This is a genomic window from Streptomyces humi (genome assembly GCF_001005085.2).
Classification (GTDB): Bacteria; Actinomycetota; Actinomycetes; order Streptomycetales; family Streptomycetaceae; genus Streptomyces; species Streptomyces humi.
In genome coordinates this window covers 33,226-55,633 of the sequence record NZ_LBMU02000046.1, presented here as the reverse complement: position 1 = coordinate 55,633, position 22,408 = coordinate 33,226, and the positions used below count along the sequence as shown (strand labels likewise).

At 71.7% G+C, this 22,408-nt stretch carries 18 protein-coding genes; 8 read left to right on the top strand and 10 right to left on the bottom strand.

From position 1 onward, the window contains the following. Nucleotides 1-34: 34 nt before the first annotated feature. Together AAW13_RS21560 and AAW13_RS21555 are read right to left on the bottom strand one after the other, a co-directional pair. Nucleotides 35-607, bottom strand: a complete 573-nt coding sequence (locus tag AAW13_RS21560) for a carboxymuconolactone decarboxylase family protein (RefSeq protein ID WP_052768463.1) — start codon at nucleotides 605-607, stop codon at nucleotides 35-37. A gap of 193 nt (nucleotides 608-800) precedes the next feature. Further along, nucleotides 801-1,667 (bottom strand): alpha/beta hydrolase, encoded by an 867-nt coding sequence (locus tag AAW13_RS21555; protein WP_052768459.1) that lies wholly within the window; start codon nucleotides 1,665-1,667, stop codon nucleotides 801-803. A 166-nt stretch (nucleotides 1,668-1,833) separates the two neighbouring features. Here AAW13_RS21555 and AAW13_RS45615 point away from each other — a divergent pair, with 166 nt between their 5' ends. From AAW13_RS45615 to AAW13_RS21525, 6 genes are all read left to right on the top strand, one after another. Further along, nucleotides 1,834-2,637: an IclR family transcriptional regulator gene (locus AAW13_RS45615; protein WP_052768460.1), complete on the top strand. Its 804-nt coding sequence runs from the start codon at nucleotides 1,834-1,836 to the stop codon at nucleotides 2,635-2,637. A gap of 616 nt (nucleotides 2,638-3,253) precedes the next feature. Continuing rightward, nucleotides 3,254-4,873, top strand: coding sequence for an ABC transporter substrate-binding protein (locus AAW13_RS21545; RefSeq protein ID WP_052768461.1), 1,620 nt, complete (start codon nucleotides 3,254-3,256; stop codon nucleotides 4,871-4,873). A gap of 80 nt (nucleotides 4,874-4,953) precedes the next feature. Then, entirely contained in the window at nucleotides 4,954-5,892 is a 939-nt protein-coding gene (locus AAW13_RS21540) for an ABC transporter permease (RefSeq protein WP_046727284.1), read from the top strand. After that, nucleotides 5,889-7,880 (top strand): dipeptide/oligopeptide/nickel ABC transporter permease/ATP-binding protein, encoded by a 1,992-nt coding sequence (locus AAW13_RS21535; RefSeq protein WP_052768462.1) that lies wholly within the window; start codon nucleotides 5,889-5,891, stop codon nucleotides 7,878-7,880. The genes AAW13_RS21540 and AAW13_RS21535 overlap by 4 nt, the downstream gene beginning before the upstream one ends. Next, nucleotides 7,873-8,892, top strand: a complete 1,020-nt coding sequence (locus AAW13_RS21530) for an oligopeptide/dipeptide ABC transporter ATP-binding protein (protein WP_046727285.1) — start codon at nucleotides 7,873-7,875, stop codon at nucleotides 8,890-8,892. The genes AAW13_RS21535 and AAW13_RS21530 overlap by 8 nt, the downstream gene beginning before the upstream one ends. Nucleotides 8,893-9,136: 244 nt before the next feature. Then, nucleotides 9,137-10,615, top strand: a complete 1,479-nt coding sequence (locus AAW13_RS21525) for an aldehyde dehydrogenase family protein (RefSeq protein WP_046727286.1) — start codon at nucleotides 9,137-9,139, stop codon at nucleotides 10,613-10,615. A 27-nt stretch (nucleotides 10,616-10,642) separates the two neighbouring features. On the opposite strand, the gene AAW13_RS21520 is transcribed toward AAW13_RS21525, so the two are convergent. Further along, entirely contained in the window at nucleotides 10,643-11,155 is a 513-nt protein-coding gene (locus AAW13_RS21520) for an SRPBCC family protein (protein WP_046727287.1), read from the bottom strand. Between the two features lie 143 nt (nucleotides 11,156-11,298). Between AAW13_RS21520 and AAW13_RS21515 the strand changes: the two genes are divergently transcribed. After that, entirely contained in the window at nucleotides 11,299-12,246 is a 948-nt protein-coding gene (locus AAW13_RS21515) for a LysR family transcriptional regulator (RefSeq protein ID WP_107483377.1), read from the top strand. Between the two features lie 113 nt (nucleotides 12,247-12,359). Here the strand turns inward: AAW13_RS21515 and AAW13_RS21510 are convergent, their stop codons facing one another. The 6 genes from AAW13_RS21510 to AAW13_RS21485 all read right to left on the bottom strand — a co-directional run bounded on the left by AAW13_RS21510 (nucleotide 12,360) and on the right by AAW13_RS21485 (nucleotide 20,934). Beyond that, the gene (locus AAW13_RS21510) at nucleotides 12,360-13,979 is read right to left on the bottom strand and encodes an MFS transporter (protein WP_046727288.1); all 1,620 of its coding nucleotides are present in this window, start codon (nucleotides 13,977-13,979) and stop codon (nucleotides 12,360-12,362) included. Nucleotides 13,980-14,372: 393 nt separating this feature from the next. Continuing rightward, nucleotides 14,373-15,434: an Ldh family oxidoreductase gene (locus tag AAW13_RS21505; protein ID WP_046727289.1), complete on the bottom strand. Its 1,062-nt coding sequence runs from the start codon at nucleotides 15,432-15,434 to the stop codon at nucleotides 14,373-14,375. Between the two features lie 118 nt (nucleotides 15,435-15,552). Further along, entirely contained in the window at nucleotides 15,553-17,262 is a 1,710-nt protein-coding gene (locus AAW13_RS21500; RefSeq protein WP_046727290.1) for a thiamine pyrophosphate-dependent enzyme, read from the bottom strand. A 13-nt stretch (nucleotides 17,263-17,275) separates the two neighbouring features. Further along, nucleotides 17,276-18,136: an amidohydrolase family protein gene (locus AAW13_RS21495; protein WP_046727291.1), complete on the bottom strand. Its 861-nt coding sequence runs from the start codon at nucleotides 18,134-18,136 to the stop codon at nucleotides 17,276-17,278. 139 nt (nucleotides 18,137-18,275) lie between these two features. Continuing rightward, a complete protein-coding gene (lhgO, locus tag AAW13_RS21490; protein WP_046727292.1) occupies nucleotides 18,276-19,475 on the bottom strand; it encodes an L-2-hydroxyglutarate oxidase in 1,200 nt (399 codons plus the stop codon). Further along, nucleotides 19,468-20,934 carry an aldehyde dehydrogenase family protein gene (locus AAW13_RS21485; protein ID WP_206306261.1) on the bottom strand — a complete coding sequence of 489 codons (1,467 nt, stop codon included), beginning with the start codon at nucleotides 20,932-20,934 and terminating at the stop codon, nucleotides 19,468-19,470. The genes lhgO and AAW13_RS21485 overlap by 8 nt, the downstream gene beginning before the upstream one ends. A 179-nt stretch (nucleotides 20,935-21,113) precedes the next feature. On the opposite strand from AAW13_RS21485, the gene AAW13_RS21480 reads away from it, so the two are divergent. Further along, nucleotides 21,114-21,404, top strand: a complete 291-nt coding sequence (locus AAW13_RS21480; protein ID WP_046728782.1) for a putative quinol monooxygenase — start codon at nucleotides 21,114-21,116, stop codon at nucleotides 21,402-21,404. Here AAW13_RS21480 and AAW13_RS21475 read toward each other — a convergent pair. Further along, nucleotides 21,401-22,405, bottom strand: coding sequence for a uroporphyrinogen decarboxylase/cobalamine-independent methonine synthase family protein (locus AAW13_RS21475; RefSeq protein ID WP_046728783.1), 1,005 nt, complete (start codon nucleotides 22,403-22,405; stop codon nucleotides 21,401-21,403). The genes AAW13_RS21480 and AAW13_RS21475 overlap by 4 nt on opposite strands. Between the last annotated feature and the right edge of the window lie 3 nt (nucleotides 22,406-22,408).

The following is a 22,408-nucleotide window of genomic DNA, read 5'->3' as shown; positions in this document are numbered from 1 at the left end:
CCGGTCCTGCGCCGGATCCGCCGGAGGGCGCAGGTCAGTCGTCCGTCGGAACCCGTCGGAATCCGTCGACGTCGGAGAAGGGCCGGGGCAGGTGCGGCCGGAGCGGGATGCGGAAGGTGTTGAGCATCATCGCGGACATGCTGAAGCTGCCCACGCAGCCGATCAGGTCCAGTACGCCTGCCTCACCGAACAGGGCGACGGCCTCGGCGTAGGTGTCGTCGGTGACGAAGTGGTCGTAGAGCATCTCGTGGGCGAAGGCGTGGAAGACGCGCTCGTCCTCGGACTTGAAGCCGGGGTCCTCGCCGCGCGCGAGGCGGTCGAGGCACTCCGCCGGGACGCCTTCCTCGACGGCCTGCTGGATGTGGGCGTTCCAGGCGGCTTGGCTGTCGAAGTGGCGGGCGGCGATGAGCACGCTGAGCTCGCGCAGCCGCTGCGGGAACCGGGACTCGTTGCGGCAGTAGCGGCCGAGGTGCTCGACCCAGGGGGCGAGTTCCATGTTGCGCGCCCAGGCCAGGAAGGGCGGTGGTGGTTCGACTCCGGGGCCGACGATGGCGGCGAGGAGTTCGGTCTGCTCGGGGGTCAGGCTGGTGAGGGGCGTCAGACGCACGGGCACTGGGCCTTTCGGAGGGCATGGGGTGCCGCAGGGACCACCGGACGGTGTCCCGGACATGGGGACCTGGGGACTCGGGGACTCGGGGACTTTGGGACTATGGGACCTGGAGCCCTGAGGACTCGGCGACTTGGGGCCCTGGGCGTCGTGGCGGGCGGCCAGTCAGGGGCGATCGGGCGCGTCCACGACGTCAGGCGGTGCGCCACCAGGCGTAGTACTTGTCGCCGTAGCCGTCCATGATCTCGGCGTACTCGTGGTCGGCGTCCGGGAACTCGAAGAAGTCGTGCGGGACTTCGAGTTCGGTGAAGCGGGCGTCCAGGTCGCGGATGGTGGGCGCGAGGCGGGTGTCGAGCCGGCCGGACAGCAGCCGGACCTGGCTGGTGCGGCGCAGTTCGGGGGCGTTGGCGAGGACCAGGCTCCAGGGATGGCAGAGGTCGTAGTACTCCTGGTCGCCGAAGTAGGTGTTGTTGACCCGGTCCTCGGGCTCGTCCTTGAGGTCGCGCAGGATCGCGGGGGCGACCGCCGACACCTTCCCGAAGATCTTCGGGTACTTCAGGCCCAGGTGGAGGGCGCCGAAACCGCCCATGGAGAAACCCTCGACCGTACGGGCGGAAGCCTCGGGGATCGTGCGGTAGGCGGAGTCGACGTGGTCGACCAGGTCGAACGCGGTGATCTGGGCCAGCGGCCGGGCGCCGTCCCTGGAGTCGACGTACCAGCCGATCGGCAGGATCTGCGGAACGACCACGATGGCGGGCGGCATCACGCCGCCGCGGATCGCCTTGTCGATCCGCGCGACCATGTCCGAACCCTGACGGGCGTTGCCGAACCCGCCGTGCAGCCAGTAGATGACGGGGAACCGTCGGGCCGGCTCGGTCTCGTACCGGGGTGGCAGGTAGAGCTGGTAGCTGCCCTGGGCGTCCGCGCCGCCGCGCGAGGGCTGGGGGTAGAGACCGAAGGTGGTGAGTTCCTGGTCTTCCTGGACCTCGTCGATCCACTGCTGTTCGATCTCTGCCATCTGCTCGAGGGTCGTGCGGACCTTGTGGACCTTCTCAGCCACGGGGCTTGTCCTCTCGGGGATGCTTGTGGTGCGGTTCCGGGACCTCCGAGGTGGGTTCGGCAGCCCTCCGACCCACCATCCCGGGCGTTCCATTACGTGGAATGACGTATTCTCTTGTGGAACGCTGGAATGCCCATCAGTGAAACCGTGCGACGGGAGCCTGTCAATGGCCGGGATCGAAACTTCAGAGGACTCACAGACGGGCGGCCGCGGGGGCCGCAGTTCGCTCGCGGGAAACGCCACCGACAAGGCCCTCAACCTGTTGGAGGCCGCCTCGGCACCGGGCTACCCGCACCGGCTCGGGGACGTCGCCCTGGCCGCCGGGGTGCCGAAGGCCAGCGCGCACCGCATTCTCCAGAACCTGGTGGTGACCGGTTTCCTGGCCTCCGACGGGAACGGCGGCTACGGCCCGGGACCCCGGGTCCGCGCGCTCGCCGCCCGGATCACCCAGGGCTGCGAGGAGGACCAGGTGATGCGGGCCGAACTGGAGGTGCTGGGCCGGAGAATCGGTCACACGGTGCACATGGGCGTGCGGACCGGTGACGCGGTCACCCTGCTGGTCAAGGTGGCCGGACCGAACCCGGTGCAGGACTCCTCCCGGGTCGGCATGCAACTGCCCCTGCACACGACCGCGATCGGCAAGTGCGTCCTGGCCGGCCTCGACGACAAGCAGCTCACCGACCTGGTGGACCGGCTGGGCCTGCCGCCCCGCACGGACAACACCGTCACCGATCCCGCCGAGCTGCGCGCTGAACTCGCCACGATCCGCGAACGGGGTTTCGCCCTGGACGACGAGGAGAACGAACCCGGCGTACGCTGCCTCGCCGTGCCGGTCCGCGACGCCAAGGGCAGGGTCATCGGCGCCGTCAACGTCTCCACGGTCGCCTTCCTGGAAAGCCGCGAAGCCCTGCTGGACCGGGTCGACCTCGTCCGCACGACGGCGAACGCCCTGCACGGCCTGCTGGGCTGACCCCACGCGGGCCCGCACGGTCCCTACACCAGCGACCGGCCCGTGCGCCAGACCATGATCCGCACGCTTAGCTTGCGCGACCGTCGCCCACATCGCCTTGCGCGAACGCTGGACAGCGGGGCGTCGTTTCAGCAGGGTTACAGCACCGGGCCGATCGTGTCCCCCGCACACCGCGGCAGGAGACGCATCGCGCCCCGGTCCACCGGCCAGCCCCCGGTGGACCGGCACCGCCCCAGCACCTGAGCCCCATCCTCGCGAGCAGCGGGAGCACCTCCGGTTCGTCGCCGCTCATCCCTGAAGACCGCCGGTACCGCCCGGCCCGTCTCCGGCCGCCTCCGCACGGCCGCCCCCAGCGACGTTCCCTGCATCGCCCCGGCCACGTCCGGCGCGTGCAGACGTTCTGCACCGCATACCGCTGTCCTTCATCGCATACGGCTGTCGCTCATCGCGTACGGCTGTCCCTCATCCGTACGGCTGTCGCTCATCGCGCGTACGGCTGTGCCTCATCGCGTACGGCTGTTCCTCATCCCCCTCAGCCGTTCCTCCTCTCATTCAGCTGCCCGCCTTCCGGTATCTCCGCCGCCGTGGCGGACCTCCCGTGGCGCAAGGAGAAGACATGCACCCTCTCGACTCCACCTCCCGCCCGGCCGGCCCGAGAGCACGCCGGGCCGCCCGCACCCGCCGCGGTGGCCTCGTGGCGCTGACGGCCGCGCTCGCCCTCACCCTGGCGGCCTGCGGCGGCGGCAAGGGCACCGCGGGCGCCCAGAGCACGGGCAAGGAGGTGCCCGGCGGCACCCTGACCGTCGCGGAGCAGCAGGCCCCGCCCACCCTCGACCCCGGCAGCCTCGACCTCGGGTTCGTCGACTTCACGATGCTGTCGTACGAGTCGCTGTTCTACCTCTCCCCCGCGGGCACCGTGCAGCCGGCCCTGGCCGAATCCTGGAAGTACGTCGGCACGGGCAACAAGGAGCTGTCCGTCACCCTGCGTCCAGGGGTCAGGTTCGCCGACGGCACCGGGGTGACCGCCGAGGCGGTGAAGGCGTCGCTGGAGTACGCGAAGAAGGCCCAGGGCAACCAGGCGCACTACCTGACCGACGCCACCATCACGGCCACCGGTCCCCTGACCCTGACGATCCGACTGGCGAAGGCCGACCCCATCCTGCCCACCCTGCTGACCCAGTCGTACGGCATAGGACAGATCATCAGCCCCAAGGGACTGGCCGACGCGTCGAGCCTGACACCGACCAGGACCAGCCAGGGCGCCGGCCCCTACATCTACCAGCCCTCCGACAGCGTGGCCGGTGACCATTACACCTACACGGCCAACCCCGGCTACTACGACAGGTCCAAGCAGCACTACAAGAAGATCGTCATTCGGATCGTGCAGAACGGTCAGACGGCGGTCAACGCCATGAAGACCGGCCAGATCGACGTCTACAAGGGCGACTACACCTCCGCGGCCTCGGCCAAGGCCGCCGGGATGTCCACCGTCGGCCTCCCGGTCATCCTCCAGGGACTGAGCCTCATCGACCGCGCGGGCGAGGTGTCCGAGCCGCTCGGTGACGTCCGGGTCCGGCAGGCGATCAACTACGCCATCGACCGGGACGCCGTCACCAGAGCCCTGCTCGGCTCCGCCGGGACACCGACCGCGCAGACCGTCGTCAAGGGCGGAGACGGGTACTCCGAGGAGTACGCCGACCACTACGCGTACAACCCGACCAAGGCCAAGCAGCTGCTCAAGGCCGCCGGTTACCCGGACGGCTTCGAACTGCCCGTCCTCGCGGCCACGTTCGTCGGCTTCGACACCATGGCCGAGGCGATCGCCGGTCAGCTCACGAAGATCGGCATCAAGGTCAAGGTGACCGCTGTCACCAGCATCACCTCCTTCGTCGAGAACCAGACCAACCACAAGTACCCGGCGGTCTCCGGCGGGTTCACCGAGGAGCCGATGTACCTGGAGGGCCTGGACCTGTTCATGCCGGGCTCCAAGGTGTTCAACGGCTTCGGCAGCGGCACCCCCGAACTGACCGGACTCTTCGACAAGGCGGCCGCGGCGGCCCCCGCCGAACGCGCCGGCCTCGACCGGCAGATGCAGGAGTACCTGGTGAAGAACGCCTGGTTCGCCCCGGTCGCGTTCACGCCGGTCAACTACTACGTCCGGCCGGGCATCGGCGGGGTCGAGGTCAGCGCGGGCGCCCCGTTCGTGAGCCCGCTCGCCGTCTACGCCACCAAGTGAGAACCCCCGCCCAGTGAGAACTCCGGGCGGCCCCCGGCCTGACCACGGGGCCGCCCGGTCCGAGAAAGGAGCGAGGTGAGATGCACCGGATCCTCTTCCGCTGGCTGCTCGGCGCCGTCCCGGTGGTGTTCGCGGTCACCGTCCTGACGTTCGTCCTGACCAGCCTGGTGCCGGGTGACCCCGGCCGCACCATCCTCGGCGCGAACGCGAGTCCCGCCCAGGTCAGGGCACTTGACGCCCAGCTCGGCCTCGACCACCCCCTGCCGGTCCGCTACTGGGACTGGCTGGCCTCCGCCCTGCACGGCGACCTCGGCGACTCGGTCACCTCCGGCGTCCCGGTGAGCGACCAGCTCACCTCCCGGCTGGGCGTCACCCTCTCCCTGATCGGCGGCGCCGTCCTGGTGGCCGCCGTCGCCGGAGTCGCCCTCGGTGTCCTCAGCGCGCTCAAGGGCGGCCTGCTCGGGCGGGTCGTGGACGGCATCTCGCTGGTCGGGCTCGCGGTGCCGAACTTCTGGTTCGGACTGCTCCTGATGAGCGCGTTCGCCGTACGGCTGCCGGTCTTCCCCGTCTCGGGATACGTGCCGCTCACGGACTCCCCGACGCAGTGGTTCGAATCGCTGGTCCTGCCGGTGCTGACGCTGGGCGTGCCGGCCACCGCGCCGGTGGCCAAGCAGACCCGCGACGGTGTGCTCGACCAGCTCGGACGGGACTACGTGCGGGTCCTGCGGGCCCGCGGTGTCCCCGAGCGGTCGGTGGTCCTCCGGCATGTGCTGCGCAACGCGGCCGCCCCGATCGTCACCGTGCTGGGCGTGGTGGTGGTGACGCTGTTCGGCGGCACCGTGCTCGCCGAGACGCTGTTCGTGCTGCCGGGCCTCGGCGGCCTCGCCGTCACCGCCGCACAGACCCAGGACATCCCGATGGTCCAGGGCGTCGCCCTGGTCTTCACGGTCACCGTGACGCTGATCAACCTGCTGATCGAAGTGGTGTACACGATGCTCGACCCGAAGGTGCGGACATGAAGACACCTACCGCCCGGCGGACCGCGTCCGGGACCGCGCGGACACATCCGCGACGCGACAGTGCCCGGCGCGGTTTCGTCGCCCGGCTGCTGCGCAAGCCGACGGCGGCCGGCTCCGCCGGTTACCTCCTCCTCGTCGTCCTGGTCACCGTGCCGGCCGGCCCGCTCGCCCCCTACTCCCCCGACGGGCAGGATCTGACCGCCGCCCTTCAGGGCCCGAGCGGCGCGCACTGGCTGGGCACCGGGGAGTTGGGCCGGGACGTGCTCAGCCGGCTGCTGCACGGCGGGCAGGTCACGCTGCTGGGCGTGGTGATCACCCTCGCCGCGTACCTGCTCCTCGGCGTCCCGGCGGGCATGGTCGCCGGCTACCGGGGAGGCTTCTTCGACCGGCTCGTCCTCAGGACCGCCGACCTGGTCTCCGCCGTGCCCGTGATCATCGTGCTGCTCGTGGTCCTCTCGGTCTTCACCGGCGACGAGTCCGCCGCGATGGCGGCGAACGGCCTCCTCGGCGCACCCCTGCTGGCCCGGGTCGTCCGTTCGGCCACCCTGGGCGTGAAGGAGGAGCTGTACGTCCGGGCGGCGGTCGCCGGCGGAATCCGGGACCGGGTGATCATCCGACGGCACGTCCTGCCCCGGGTCACCGGCGTCGTCCTCGTCCAGGCCTCGGTGTACGGCGCCTACGCGGTCCTGCTGGAGACGGGGCTGGGCTTCCTCGGACTGGGCACCACCGAGGCCAGCTGGGGCAGCATGATCGCCGAGGCCTCCAAGAACATCGGCACCGATCCCTGGCTCCTGGTGCCCTCCGGTTTCATGATCACCAGCTTCGTCCTGGCGCTGGGGCTGCTGAGCGACGGCCTGCGCGACACCCTGGCCGAACGGTACGCGGCCCCGGCCCGCAAGCCGCCCTCGCGCCGCCGCGGGGGCGGGCTCCGGGGAGCCGCGTCACAGCCGGTACGCGGGCAAGTCCCCGGCACGGCGGGGGTGTTCGAGGAGCCCGACACCGAGGCCCTGCTGTCGGTGCGCGGTCTGACGGTCTCCCTGCCCATCGAGGGCACACCCACCGACGTCATCCGGGACGTGTCCTTCGACCTGCGGGCCGGCGAAGTGCTCGGCATCGTCGGAGAGACCGGCTGCGGCAAGACGATCACCGCCACCTCCCTCCTCGGCATGCTGCCCGCAGACGGCAGGATCGCCTCCGGCTCCGTCCTCTTCGAGGGGGCCGACCTGGCCGGGGCGGACGCGGCCACGCTGCGCAGGGTGCGCGGCCGTCGGATCGGATGGATCTCCCAGGACCCCGTCTCCGGTCTCGACCCGTCGTTCACCGCCGGGGCCCAGGTCGCCGAGGTCGTCCGGCTGCACACCGGCTGCACCCGCAAGGAGGCACGGCAGCGGGCTCTGGAACTGTTCGCGAAGGTGCGGTTGCCGGATCCGGCGCGGATCGCGGTCAGCTATCCGCACCAGTTGTCGGGCGGCATGGCCCAGCGCGTCGGCATCGCGGCCGCGCTGGCCGGCGAGCCGGCCCTGGTGATCGCCGACGAACCGACCACCGCCCTCGACGTGACCGTCCAGGCCGAGATCCTCGACCTGTTGCGGGAACTCCGGTCGGCGGGCACCTCGGTCGTCCTCATCACCCACGACTGGGGCGTGCTGGCGGACCTGTGCGACCGGGCCGTGGTCATGTACGCCGGCGAGGTCGTCGAGGAGGCCGAGGTCACCGACCTGGTGACCGCCCCGGCCCACCCGTACACGGCGGGGCTGCTGCGCTCCGACCCGCACCACGCGGTACCGGGCGAACCGCTGCCCGCCGTCGAGGGAGCCGTACCGCCCCCGCCCCAGTGGCCCGTCGGCTGCCACTTCCAGAACCGCTGTCCCCGGGTCAGTGAAGCCTGCCGGGCGAAACCCGTCGTGATCTCGCAGCTGGCCGAGCTGGAACGGTCGACCCGGTGCATCCGCCCGCTCGAACTGATCGGAGGACCGGCCCATGACTGATTCGGCTCTGCTCCAGGTGCACGGTCTGGAGGTCACCTACCGCCGGTCCCGGCTGCGTGGCGGTGACGTCACCGCCGTACGCGGTGTGGACCTCACCGTGGACCGCGGCGAGACCGTCGGCCTGGTCGGCGAGTCCGGCTCGGGCAAGTCGACGATCGGCTCGGCGGTGCTGGGCCTGGTACCGGCGAGCCGGGGCGGGATCGAGTTCGACGGCGCTGACATCACCCACGGCACCCGCGCCGACCGACGTCTGCTGGCCCGCCGGATGCAGGTGGTCTTCCAGGACCCGTACGGCTCCATGAATCCCGCTCACACCGTGGGCGACACCCTCGCCGAGGCCCTGCGTCACAACCTCCGGCTGCCCGCCGACGAGATCCAGGAGCGCGTCCTGCGGGCCCTGGACGACGTCGGACTGCCGCCCGGTGCCGCGCACCGCCACCCGGCCGCGTTCTCCGGCGGGCAGCGCCAGCGCATCGCCATCGCACGCGCGCTGGTGATGGAACCGGAGTTCGTCGTGTGCGACGAGGCGGTCAGCGCGCTCGACCTGTCCGTCCAGGCGCAGGTCCTCAACCTGCTGGCCCGGCTCAAGCGCGCCCGGGGCCTGAGTTACCTGTTCATCTCGCACGACCTGGCCGTGGTGCGCTACCTCAGCGACACCGTCGTCGTCCTGTACGCCGGCCGGGTCGTGGAACGCGGTCCGGCGGTACAGGTCGCGGACCACCCCCTGCACCCGTACACGCGCGCGCTGCTCGCCGCGGCACCGGTGCCCGACCCGGTGGCGCAGCGCCGCCGCCAGGCCGAACGGCGTCTGGCGGGCACGGTCGGCACGGCTGCGGCGCGCACCAGCGTGGGCTGTGCCTTCGCGCCGCGCTGTGCCTTCGCGCAGGAGGTCTGCTGGTCCGTCCAGCCCGATCTGGTGGCACACGACACGGTCGCCGTCGCCTGCCACCGCGGCGAGGAGATCGCGGCCGGCACCGCCCGGCCCGGCCGGCCCCCGGCCGGCGCCGCCTGACCACCGCGAGATACGCCGACGGACCTCGCCGCCTCACGGCACGTCCCGCATCACACATCACGCAGCTCACGTCACAGACCACCTCACGCACTCCACCTCACGCACTCCACCTCACGCACCCCGCCTCACACGTCCACCTCACACCCTCCAACTCACGCACCCCGCCCCACACGTCCACCTCACGCCCGCCACATCACACATCGCGCAGCGGATCTCGCGCATCGCGCAGCGCACGAGGAGCACGATGACCACCACCGTCCCCGCCCCCCTCGACGTCCCCGCCCTTCTTCCCGACGGCAGCCATCTCATCGCCGGGGACTGGGTCTCCGCCCGTTCCGGGTCCACCCTCGACGTGGTGGACCCGGCCACCGGCACCGTCCTCGCCCGCGTTCCGCGCGGCAGCGCCGAGGACATCGACGACGCCGTACGCGCCGCCGAGGCGGCGCTGCCCGCGTGGCGCGACACCAACCCGGCGGTGCGGGGAGAACTGCTGTACCGCTGGGCCGAGTCGGTGCGCGAGCACGACGACACGATCAACCGGCTGGAGGCCCTGGAGGTCGGTCACCCGGTCGGTCCGTCCCCCGTCGCCGCACGTCTGACGTACCTCGCGGGCAAGGCCGACAAGGTGCTCGGCCACAGCCTGCCCACGCGCTCCCCCGACCTGCTGGGCCTGACGCTGCGCGAGCCGTACGGGGTGGTCGGCGCGATCATCCCGTGGAACGCTCCGGGACCCATGACGGTGTTCAACACGGCGGCCCCGATCGCCGCGGGCAACACGGTCGTCCTCAAGCCTGCCGAGGACGCCCCGCTGACCGCTCTGTTCCTGGCCCGGCTCGCGCTGGAGGCGGGCATCCCGCCCGGTGTGCTCAACGTCGTCACCGGATACGGCGCCGAGGCCGGAGCCGCCCTGCCCGCCCATCCCGGCATCCGCAAGATGAGTTTCACCGGCTCTCCCGCCACGGGTACGGCCGTGATGGAGGCCTGCGCCCGCAACCTCATCCCCCTCCAGCTCGAACTCGGCGGCAAGTCACCGCAGATCGTGCTGCCGGACGCCGATCTCGCCAGGGCGGTCCCGGCGATCGTGCGCAGCATCGTGATGAACAGCGGTCAGGTGTGCGCGGCCGGCTCACGGGTCCTGGTGCACTCCTCCCTGCACGGCCGGCTGGTCGAGGCACTCGCCGAGAGCTTCCGCGCGGTCCGGGTGGGCCGGTGGGACCAGCCGGTGGACATGGGCCCGCTGATCAACGCGCGCCAGCAGAAGCGGGTGCTGGACTACCTGGCCGTCGGCCGCGAGGAGGGAGCCGAAGTGGTCGTCGGCGGCGGCAGGCTGACCGGTGAGGGGTACGACGACGGGTACTTCGTGGCGCCGACCCTCTTCGACCGGGTGCTCCCCGGGATGCGGATCGCCCAGGAGGAGATCTTCGGACCCGTGCTGTCCGTCCTCACCTACGAGGACGAGGAGGAGGCCGTCGCGATCGCCAACGGCACCCGTTACGGCCTGACCGCGACCGTGTGGACGCGGGACGTCGGACGGGCGGTGCGCCTCGCCCGCCGCGTGCAGGCCGGACAGGTCGCCGTCAACACCCTCGGCGACGGCGGGCCCGGCGGGGCGATCGGCGCCCCCTTCGGCGGCTACAAGCACAGCGGCTTCGGCCGCTCCATGGGCGCCGACTACCTGGAGGACTGGACCCAGGTGAAGTGCCTCGTCATCAACGCCGGTTGACGCCCCTGGCAGCGCTGGGACGTACCGCTACGCGGCGGCGGAGACGAGGCCGTCGAGCCAGGCCTGGTGGCCGTTGAGCATCGGGTTCGGCACCTGCTTGGCCAGGTCGGCGGCGGGCCGTCCGATCTGGGTCTCCTGAGTGAGGATCCGGACCCGCCCGCCGTCCAGGTCCTCCACCAGCCAGGCGTGCAGCACGTCGAGGCGCTCCTCCGGCGTGCCGTCCTGCCTGGCCGTCCAGGAGAGCCGGCCGGGCGTGCCGGGCGCCGGTGCCCGGAACTCGACGACGCGGGCGTCGAGGGGCGGGAATCCGAAGGTTCCGAAGCTGAAGACGACGTCCTCCTTCAGTTCGGGGCCGCCACCGTTCGGGAAGGAGATGTCGGCGACGTTGTCGTAGTACGACTCCCAGGTGGAGGTGTCGGTCAGGTGCTGCCAGACCCGGGCCACCGTGACACCCTTCACGATCACCTCGTTGGAGACGAAGTTGTCGCCGGTGCCGGGCAGGTACCTCTCGGGCCAGTTGATCGCGTTCTGCGTGGTCATGAGGGGGGTGATTCCTTCCTTGTACGCGGGATCGCCAGGTGGCGACGTCCACGACGGTAGGCCGCCTCGCCATCCGTTCACCAATAGGGACGCCGATCCCTGGTATCGGAACTCCGATGGGCGAGGGCGATACGCTGAGGCGTATGAAGAACCAGACGCCGGCCGTGGCACCGGCCCCGGCGACCGGCGCGCAGCGGCTCCCGGCCCACGCGGACCTGAACCTGCTGCGGACGTTCCTGGCCGTGTACCGCTCCGGGTCGTTCACCGCCGCGGCGCCGCGGCTCGCGCTGTCCCAGCCGACCGTGACCGCGCAGATCCGCGCCCTGGAGCAGCAGAACGGACGCGACCTGTTCACCCGGCTGCCGCGCGGGGTGGAACCGACGCCGTACGCGCACGAGCTCGCCGGGCAGGTCGCCGGTCCGCTCGACGCGCTCGCGGGGCTGGAGGACACCGGTTCCGTGGCGGCGCCCGTGCACCTGGCGGGCCCGTCCGAGCTGCTGTGCGTGCGGGTGCTGCCCTCGCTGGTCCCGCTGGTCGCCGAAGGGGTTCAGCTGCGCGTCGCCCAGGGACTGCCCGAGCCGCTGCTGGAGGAGATGCGCACCGGACGGCACGACCTGGTGATCACGACGCGCAGGCCGCGCGGCCGTGCCCTGGAGTCGGTGCCGCTCGCCGACGAGGAGTACCTGCTGGTGGCGAGCCCCGCGTGGGCCGGGCGGGTCGTGGGGCACCAGGCACCGGACGACCTGTGCGCCGCGCTGCGCGCGGTCCCCATGGTGACGTACGCCGAGGACCTGCCGATCGTCCGCCGCTACTGGCGCACCGTCTTCGGCAAGCCGCTCAACGCCCGTGCCGCGGTCACCGTCCCCAACCTGTACGCCGTGCTGTCCGCGGTCAGCGCGGGCGCCGGGGTCAGTGTGCTGCCTCGCTCGCTGTGCCAGGACCACCTGGACGACGGCCGTCTCGCGCTCGTCCACAGGGCCCAGGAGCCGCCGCTGAACACCCTGTTCCTCGTGCAGCGGCCGGGCGCCGAGACCAACCACGACGTGATCCGGGTGCGGGACGCCCTGCGGCGCGCCGCCCGCGACTGGTAGCCGACGCCGACCACCCTTCTTCGGGACGCCGGAGCCCCGGCGGCTCCTGAGCCGCGGGGGGACGTCCCCGGTGGGATCGGGGGACGACCACCCGTGGTGACCGTTGCCGGTCCTCAGCTCATGTCTCCCGCGGGGTGGGTCGCCGCGCCCGCCGCGCGGTCGGTGTCGTGGGCCGGCCGTGTGCGTATGCCGATCAGGGTGAGGGCGAGCGCCGCGGCCACCAGCATGCCGATGCCGCCGACGAGGGCGCAGGTGTGCAGCGCGTCGGTGAAACTCGCGCCGTAGGCCGACAGGGCCCGGCCGGTCGCCTCGGGAGTCTTCAGACGCAGGAACGCGCCGGCCTGGATCCCCACGTGCGACACCATGCCGTTCACCTGACCCTGGTCGGCCGGGCCCAGACCGGACGCGGCGAGGTGTCCGGGCAGCGTGTCCAGGGTGCGGTTGGTGAGGACGACACCGAAGACGGCGGGGCCGAGCGCGCTGCCGATCTGACGCAGCGCGCTGTTGGACGCCCCGGCCGAGCCCGCCAGCCGGTGCGGGACGCTGTTCATGGCGATGGTGGTGATGGGTGCCATGGCCAGTGCGATGCCGATGCCCAGCACACCGATGACCAGGGCGGCCTCACCGGTGCCTGTGGTGGCCCTGAAGAGGTTCACGCACAACGCGCCGGCGCCGCCGACGACGAGGCCCGTGACCAGCAGCAGTCCGGGGGCCGTCCGGTTCATCAGACGGCCGACCAGCGGGCCCAGCACGACGGTGAACCCGTTGAGCGCGACGAGCCGTACCCCGATGTCCCACGTGGAGGCGTGGTGGACGAGCCCGAAGTACTCGCTCAGCGCGAAGACGAGGCCGACCTGGGCGAACAGGGTGAGGGCCATCACGAGCGCGGCGCCCGAGAACGCCGAGGACCGGAACAGCCGCATGTCCAGCATGGGGCACGGGGAGCGGAGTTCCACCAGGACGAAGGCCGCCAGGCCGACGGCGGCGGCCGCGAACGCGATCACGACCTCGGCGGAACCCCAGCCGGCGCTGCCGCCCTCGATGACGCCGTACACGAGGCCGGTGACGGCGACGATGGCGAGCAGCTGACCGGGGATGTCCAGATGGCGTTCCCGTTCGGCCCGGGAGTCCGTCAGGACGACGGCCCCGGCGAGGACCGTCACCAGGCCGATGACCAGGGAGGGCAGGAAGATCCAGCGCCAGCTCGCGTGTTCCACGATCACGCCGTTGATCAGCGGACCGAGGGTGAGCCCGAGGCCGAGGGAGGCGGTCCACAGGGCGATCGCCGTGGCGCGCTTGCGGTGGTCGGGGCAGACGTGGCTGATCAGCGCGAGGGTGGAGGGCAGCAGGGCGGCGGTCCCGATGCCGGTGAGGGCCTGGCCCACGCAGACCTGGACGACGCCGTTCGCGGTCAGGCACACCAGGCAGCCGACGCAGGCCAGGGCCAGCCCGGCGAGCCACGTCTTCTTGCGTCCGTACAGGTCACCGATCATTCCGCAGGTCAGCAGCAGGGCGGCGGTGGGCAGGATGAACGCGTCGGTGATCCACTGGAGTCCGGCGGTGGAGGCGTCGAGCGCCTGCTGGATGACCGGCAGCGCGACCGAGACGCCCACGACGGGCAGGTAGGAGACGAACACTCCCAGACAGGCCAGCACGATGGTGGCCGTGGCGTGCCGGGTCCCGGAGCGTGGCGGTGCGGACGGTGGCGGTACATGGGGAGTGATGGCCGACATGACACCTCGAATGAGTGGAGTAAGGGGGCGACTTGACTGTCATGTCGATTCCGCGGTCCGGGCCGTGGCGCCGTGGGTGCCGCATCCGGAGCTCAGATGCGGCGGGTGCGGCGATGTGACGGGGTATCAGCGTCCACGCGGCCCGACCCCGTGAATTCGGCTCGAATCTCCGTTGACATAAGCCGCTTCTGGTCAGGTGAACCGCTTCGGACGGTATACCGGCCGACCCCCTGCCGAGATGCCCTCGGACCCGCAACCTAAGGTGAACGACGGTGACCGTCGCGCACCTCGGCGGCGGCGTGCGGCGCCGCGGCGGAGACAGACGCGAAGGAGCCGGGAAGCCCCGTACTCGGGCTTCCCGGCTCCTTCGCGCGGGCGGCAGGCGCCGGCCGTCTAGACGGCCGTGTCCGGCAGCGTGACACCCAGCTTGTCGGCGTGCAGCGTCAGCTCACGCCACACCTTCGGCGCCACCGGCACCCCGTGTGCACCGCGCTCCGCGGCCGTCGCGGCACTGCGCTCGCCCGGATAGAACACCCCGTCCGAACCGTCGGCCACCGGCAGCCCCTTGACGGTGCTCAGGGTCCTGTCGACGGCCGCGACGAAGGCGTCCGGGTCGCCGTAGGCTGCCGGGTCGACGGCGATGAGCAGGGCGTTCTGACGGTGTTCACGGCCGGCCGGATCGTCCGAGTGGAAGGACGCGAGGATCGGCGCGCCGACCAGCACGCCGGTCAGGAGCTCGAAGGCGAGCGACATGCCGGAGCCCTTGGCACCGCCCAGCGGCAGCGGAACGACGGCCCGCGCCGGGTCGGTCGTCGGTGTGCCGTCCTCCGTGGCGGCCGCGCCCTCGGGCAGTGGGGTGCCACTCGCCCTGGCCTGGCGGAGCTTGCCGAGGGCGATGGTGGCCGTGGCCATGTCGAGGAGCAGTGGCGCGTGGGCGTGGGCCGGCACGGCGATGGCGAGCGGGCTGGTGGCGACCGCGGCGCCCTGGGCGCCGGTGTAGCCCATGTTGGGCATGCCGGCCACGAACCCGACGCCGACCAGGCCCTGTTCGGCGATCTTCGAGACGTAGTAGCCGATGGCGCCGGTGTGCACGGTGCGCCGTACGCCCACGGAGGCGACGCCGGTCGCCCGGGCCCGTCGTACCGCCTCGTCCGCCGCGACGCTCAGTGCCACCGGGCCGGGCGCGCGGTCGGCGTCCACCACGGCGGTGGCCGGCGCGTTGGACTCGATGGTGAGGTCGGCGGTGGCGTTGGCGACGCCCTTGGCGAGCAGGTCCAGGTACGCGGGGACGCGGGCGATGCCGTGGGAGTCGACACCGCGCAGCGCGGCCCAGACGAAGACGTCGGCGGTGGTACGGGCGTGCTCCGCGCCCAGACCGCCCTTCTCCAGGAGGGCGGCGGCGAAGGCGCGCAGGTCCGCTGCGGGCACCAGGACCTTGGGGGGTGTGTCGGGCATGGCGGCGTGGGCCTCCTGGGCTGAAGCGCTCCGCAGGGGCGCGGGGCGATGGCGATGTGCGGCTTCCGGCGGAGCGGCCGACGGGTGACGGGCGACGGGTGACGGGGACGCCGCGTGTTCAGCGGGTGACGAGGACGTCGACGACGGCCGTGGTGCCCTCGGTCATGGCCTTCAGGGCCCGTCGGAGGGCCGGCGCGAGTTCGTCCGCGGTGTCGACGGTCTCGGTGTGCATGCCGAACGGGTCGGCGAAGGCGGCGAGCCGGGGCAGGCGGCGCAGGTCGGTGCCCAGCCACTCCCCCGTCTCGGCGGCGGCGCCTTCGGGATAGAACCTGCGGTGGTTGAGATTCATCGACTTGTAGACACGGTTGTTGAACACCACGATCAGCAGCGGGAGTTCGTACGCCTTGGCGGCGTCGTACGACGGGATCACCGGGTTGTACGTGAACGCGCCGTCACCGATCGTCAGCACCACCGGGCGTTCACGCGCGGCGAGTTTGACGCCGAGCGCGACGGCGATGCCCTGCCCGAGACCGCCCTGGACGTAGAAGTAGGAGTCGGGACGGTCGGTGCGCAGGTGGCGTCGGACGACGCGGCTGTGGGTGATGGTCTCGTCGACGACGACCCCGTCCCGGCCGTCGAGGAGTTTGCGCAGGGTGGCGGCGACCAGGACCGGGTCGACGCCCGGCGAGCCGGGGGCCTCGCAGGCCTTGATCTCGGCCCGGGCGAGGGCTCCGGTCTCCTCGGAGTACCGGTGGTGCTGGGCGGCACGGCGCTCCGCGACGGCCGTCTCGTCCAGTCCCGTGGCCCGTCTGGTCAGCTGGCGCAGCGTGTTGACGGTGTCGCCCTCCAGGTAGGTGTCGGCGAACAGCACCTGGTAGACCACGTGCGGTCGCTGCGGCACCTCGTCGATGACGACGACCTTCGCCTTCGACGGCCGGCGGGAGGGCGGGTAGAAGGGTGCCCGGCAGTTCACGAGGAGGATCAGGTCGGCCGTGTCCAGCCACGGTCCGATGTCGCTGCCCGCGTGCAGGGGGTGGGTGCGCGGGAAGTTGCCGCACACCGCGGAGTCCGGCTCGACGACCGGGATGTGCCAGGCCTCCGCGAAGGCGACCAGGGCCTCGAAGCCGCCCGCCTCGCGTCCCGCCGTCTCGGTGACGATGACGGGGTCGGCCGCTTCACGGAGCAACCGGGCGACCGCATCGGCCTCTTCGGGCGAGCTGTGCGTGGAGCCGGGCGGGACGACGGCCTTGGCCTCGCGGCCGTCCCACTCCTCCAGCAGGATCTCCAGCGGGATGTTCAGGTAGGCCGGTCCGGCCGGGGCCCGCCAGGCCAGCTCCGCCGCCCGGGTGATCATGGTGGGCAGCGTGTGCACGCTGGCGGCCTCGGTCGACCACTTGGTGAAGGGCCGGGCGATGCCGTGCGGGCCGCCCACGATCGACAGGTTGCGGTACCACTGGCCGCCCGGGTCGTGGCCGGGCGCGTCGCCGTACGTCGTCGACTCCGAGGAGGCGACGACCATCGGCACGCCGGCCAGCAGCGCGCCGTGCACCGCCATCGAGCCCTGGAGCAGGCCCGGGGCCGCGTGCAGGAGTACGCCCTGCGGGCGGCGCCTGAGCAGCCCGTAGCCGGTGGCCATGCCGACGGCGACCGTCTCGTGGGTCAGGTCGAGGTAGCGGGGGGCGGGTGCGCCGTCGCGGTGGCGGCGGGCCAGCGCCTCCCACACGGGCGCCCACTCGGAGCCCGAGGAGCAGAACAGGTAGTCGGCGCCCGCGGCGTCGAAGGCGGACACGAAGGCGTCCCCGCCGTCGGTTCCCGGGGTGTTGGTCATGACCGATGTTTCCTCAGCCTTCGATGGGCCAGTTCAGGACCTCGGAGATCCCGCGGCCCATGATCCATTCGAGTTCCTCGGGGGTGAAGTCCCAGTGCTTGGTGAACTGCTCGATGGTGTCGGTGTAGGTGATGCCGTGGCCGAGCAGCCGGGTGATGTCGGTGCCGTAGAAGCAGCGCTGCGGGCCCATCTTGTCGACCATCTCGCGCACGTACTTCTGGATGTTGTTGTTCGGGAAGGGCTGGGTCGAGTAGCCGGGCAGCGCGGAGACCTTGACGTAGATGTTCGGGTGGACGGCGAGGTCCGCGGTCTCCTGTACCCAGTAGCCGATCGCGTCGTCCACGCAGCGGGCCATGATGCCCATGTGGTCGATGATGATCTTCAGTTGGGGGTGCTTGGCGGCGATCTCGCCGAGTTCCCGCTTCCAGATCGGTGCGTGGACCATCGTCGGGATGCCCAGTTCCTCGGCGATCGGCCAGTACCAGTCGTTGGTGCCGTCGATCATCCAGTTGCGGTCCTGCGGCCGGTGGAAGGTCAGACGCGTGCCCTTGACGTGCGGGTTCCGCGCGAACTCCCGGAGCATCGCCGTGCCCTCCTCGGGCTTGTTCTGCGGGATGCGGGCCATGATCCCGAAGCGGTCGGGGTGCGCCTCGCACGCCTCCAGGGCGTAGTCGATGCGGTCGCCCTCCCAGGACGGAGGCAGGATCAGCGCCCGGTTCACGCCGGCCTCGTCCATCAGCTCCAGGGCCTCCTCGTAGGAGAAGGGGTCCTCACGGTGTCCGTTGAGGCGGATGCGCTCACGGGCGCCGGGGACCCAGGGGCGGTCCGGGGTCTCTTCCTTCCAGATGTGGATCTGGGTGTCGACGACGAACATGTCTCAACTCTTTCCGCAGCGGGGACGGTGGGGTGGTGTGCGGGCCACGCTAGGCGGCACGCCGGGTGTTGCGCAGGCTCTGGGAGTGCAACCACTTGTTGCACGGAAGTGCCGTGTGAGCTGGTGTTTCGACAGCACGTCAGGTGCCGTTGAACACGGCGTCGACGATGTGCTCGGCGATCGCCATGGAGGCCGTGGCGGCGGGCGAGGGCGCGTTGCGGACGGCGGTGACCCGGCCGTCGCGGTGGATGCGGAAGTCGTCCACGAGCGTTCCGTCGCGGTCCAGCGCCTGGGCGCGGACGCCCGCTCCGCCGCGTACGACGTCCTTGACGCCGACACCGGGCACGTACAGCCCGGCGTCCTTCATGAAGGCCGTCGCGGACAGCGAGCCGCGGTACTCCTTGATGCCGGTACGCCAGTGCTGTGCGGCCATCCGCCAGGCGCCCGGGTAGCCGGCGAGGCCCAGCAGATCCCGGGGCGAGATCCTGGTGAGCCGGTAGCCCTCCCGGGCCAGGGCGAGGACGGCGTTCGGGCCGACCTCCACGGAACCGTCCACGCGTGGGGTGAAGTGCACGCCCAGGAAGGGGTAGCGCGGATCGGGCACCGGGTACACGAGACCTCGTACGAGATGCGCCCGGTCCGGTCTGAGCAGCATGTACTCGCCCCGGAACGGGATGATCCTCGGTTCCCGTCCGTCGCCGGCCAGCTTCGCCACGGTGTCCGAGTGCAGGCCGGCGCAGAGGATCAGCCGGTCGACACGGACCCGGTCCCGGGCCGAGCCGACCTCGATGCCGTTCGGGACGCCGGTGATCGAGGTGACCGGGAAACCGAGTCTGATCTCGCCGCCCGAGGCCTCGATGTCCTTGGCGAACTCCCCCGCGACCGCCGGGTAGTCGGTGATCGCGGTGCGCGGCGAGTGCAGCGCCGCGATACCCCCGGCGTTCGGCTCGATCTCCTTGATCTCCTCCTGGGCGACCTTGCGGAGATCGGGCACGTGGTTGTTGCGGGCCCTCTCGTAGAGGTTCGCCATCCGGCCGAGTTCGTCCGGTCGCACGGCCGTCACCAGCTTGCCGATCTCGTGGTAAGGCACCCCGCGTTCGCGGCAGTAGTCGCGGAGCAGGGCCACGCCCCGGACGCACAGCGCGGCCTTGAGACTGCCGGGTGCGTAGTAGATGCCGGCGTGCACGACACCGGAGTTGTGCCCGGTCTGGTGGACGGCCACCTCGTGTTCCTTCTCCAGGACCACGACCCGGGTGCCGGGGCGCCGCAGGGCGACCTCCCGGCCGGTGGCCAGGCCCACGATGCCGGCGCCGACGATGCCGATCGTCTCGTCAGCCACGGGTCCGCTCCGGGGCGCCGATGTTGATCGCCACCGTCTTGACGCGGGTGGAGAAGCGGAGCACCTCGTCGCCCTGTTCCTTGTAGGCCGTGCCGGAGTCATGGAAGCCACCGAAGGGCAGGTGGACGTCCCAGCCGGTGGTCGTGGTGTTGACGGCGACCTGGCCGCACTCGGCCTCGTCGGCGAAGCGGTACGCGTTCGCCAGGTCGCGGGTGAAGACGGCGGCGGCGAGGCCGAAGTCGGAGTCGTTGACCGCGTCGACGGCCTCGGCGAAGCCGGCGACCGCCCGGACGACGAGGACGGGACCGAAGACCTCCTCGCGCCAGATCGCCGTCTCGGGGGTGACGCCGGCCAGCACGGTGGGTTGCACGAAGCAGCCGTGCGCCCGGTCGCCGCGGGTGTCGGCGGCGCCGCCCGTGAGGACGGTGGCGCCCTGCTCGACGGCCCGGTTCAGGTCGGCGAGGACCGAGTCGCGCTGCCTGGGGCTCGACAGCGGGCAGAGGGTGGTCGCGGGGTCGCTGCCAGGACCGGTCGTCAACGCCTCGACCTCGCCGACCAGGAGCCGGGTGAACTCGTCGTACACCGGCTGTGCGACGACGACGCGGCTGGTGGCAGTGCAACGCTGCCCGGCCTGGCCGAAGGAGGCGGCGGCGACGGCCCGGGCGGCGGCCGGCAGATCGGCGTCCCCGAGGACCACCGAGGCGTTCTTGCCGCCGAGCTCGCCCTGGAAGCGGACGTTGCGGTCGGCGAGGCGGCGGCGGATGCGGTTGCCGACGGCGTTGGAGCCGGTGAACGTGACGCCGACGACGCGGGGGTCGTCGAGCAGGGCACCCTCGATCTGCGCCGTACGGCCGGTGACGACGTTGAGAACGCCCGCGGGCAGTCCCGCGTCGTGCAGGGCGCGCGCGAAGTGCAGACCGGACAACGGGGTCTCGGTGGCCGGTTTGAAGACGGCCGCGTTGCCTGCGGCGAGCAGCGGGGCCAGCTTGCGGGCCGGGGTGATCAGCGGGTCGTTCCACGGGCTGATCACCAGGATCACGCCGATGGGCTCGCGCTGGGTGTGCGTACGGTGGTTCGGGCGTACGTCGTGCAGGAGGGTGCCGTAACCCCGGCGGGCCAGACCGGCGTAGTACTCCAGGAAGTCGGCGGCCTTCAGCGTCTCGCCGGTCGCCTCGGCCAGGGTCTTGCCGTTCTCGGCGGTGACGTCGGCGGCGATCTCCTCGGCCCGCGCCCGGATCAGCCGGGCCGCTTCGGTGAGGACGCGGGCCCGTTCGAAGGGGCTGGTGCGCTTCCAGCCGGCGAAGCCGCGCTCGGCGTGGTCGTAGGCCCGGGTGACGTCCTTGGCGGCGAGGGCGGGGACACGGGCGACCGGGGTGCGGACGTCGGCGGGGTTCTGGACGTCGATCCACTCGCCGGTCGCGACCCACTCGCCGCCGGAGAGGGTTTCGAGGGTACGCATGGAGATCACTTCCTTGTTCGTCCGCGGAGCGGATCGTGCGGGCCGGAGGCGACGACACACCATCCGGGGGCGCCGCCGCCAGGCCCGTGGCGGCAGGCATTGGTTGCGCCGTGGGCGGGTGGGCGGGCGGTTGATCCGTGCTGGAATCTGCTGGTCGGACCAGTTATGAGGAGGGACAGATGGCCTACACGGTGGTCGCCCACTACCGGTGCGCACCCGCCGACGCGGCGACGGTGCGGGACGCGCTGCTGAAGGCGCGGGTGAGTACGCGGGCGGAGCCCGCCAACCTGATGTACGAGGTGCATGCCGTGGTGGGAGAGCCCGGCGGGTTCCTGCTGTACGAGCAGTACGCGGATCAGGCCGGCTTCGAGGCGCACCAGGCGGCCGAGCACTTCCAGGAGGTCATCGTGGGAGTGGTCCGGCCCTTGCTCGTGGAGCGCACGGTGACGTTCGCCGAAACGCTGGCCTAGAACTCGTTGCCCCAGCAGTAGCGGGCGATCGTCTCCACCAGGACGAGCTTCCTGTGCTGGTCCTCGGCGGAGAGCAGCGGCCGCGCCGCGACGTCCGCGAAGCCCCGGGACGGGGACACGGCGCCGTCCTCCAGGTCCTTGACCTCGCTCACCGCGTCCACCCGGGTCAGTACCGCGTCGATGTCCTCGAGCTCGGGGGTGGTGGCGTCCACCACCCCCAGGCAGAAGTCGCGGTCCTGCGGCAGCGCCTCGACCAGTGCCAGTTCGGCCGGGGTGCCCTGGTGGAAGGGGAGGATCCAGCGGTCGGCGCCGATCTCGTCGTAGAGTCTCCCGGCCCGTGCCCGGTCGACGGTGGCGGGGGCCGTCCAGCCGGGGGCCATGCCGAGACGTACGCCCTCGGGACGCCGGTCCAGGCGTACGGCCAGCGCGTCGACGGCCAGGGCGTCGTCGAAGGACAGCGCTCCCGGGTCGGCCGGGTCGGTGTCCAACTGGGCCAGCAGAAGCGGGTTGTTGAGCTGGATCAGGCGTACGCCTCCGGCGACCAGCAGTTCGATCCCGGCCCGGATGACGTGGGCCAGGGCCTCGCCCAGTTCCCGGGCCGAGGCCGGCCCGAGGCCTTCCTGGTAGGTGGTGGCCGCGAGGTACGCCGGGGAGGGCAGCGAAACCTTGGGGGCGATGACCGTCAGGTCGGCCAGCCGCGCGGGCCAGCCGGCGAGCAGCGGGCCGTCGGCCTTCGGCAGGGACTCGGCGACCCAGCGCACCAGGCCGGCGGAGTCCACCTGGTCCGTACGGCGGAAGCCCGACACCCCGTCGAGGACCGCGCCCCGGAAGTCCTCGCGGGGGAAGTCGCCGTCGGTCACGACGGTCGAGCGCAACCTGCGCTGGTAGGCGACCCCTTCGGTGACCGCCCGCGTCACCGACTCGGGGTCCCCGGTGGACAGCCCCGGGGGACGCACCAGGCTGCCGTGGTGGTCGATGCGGTAGTTGAACGTGTCGGCCATGGG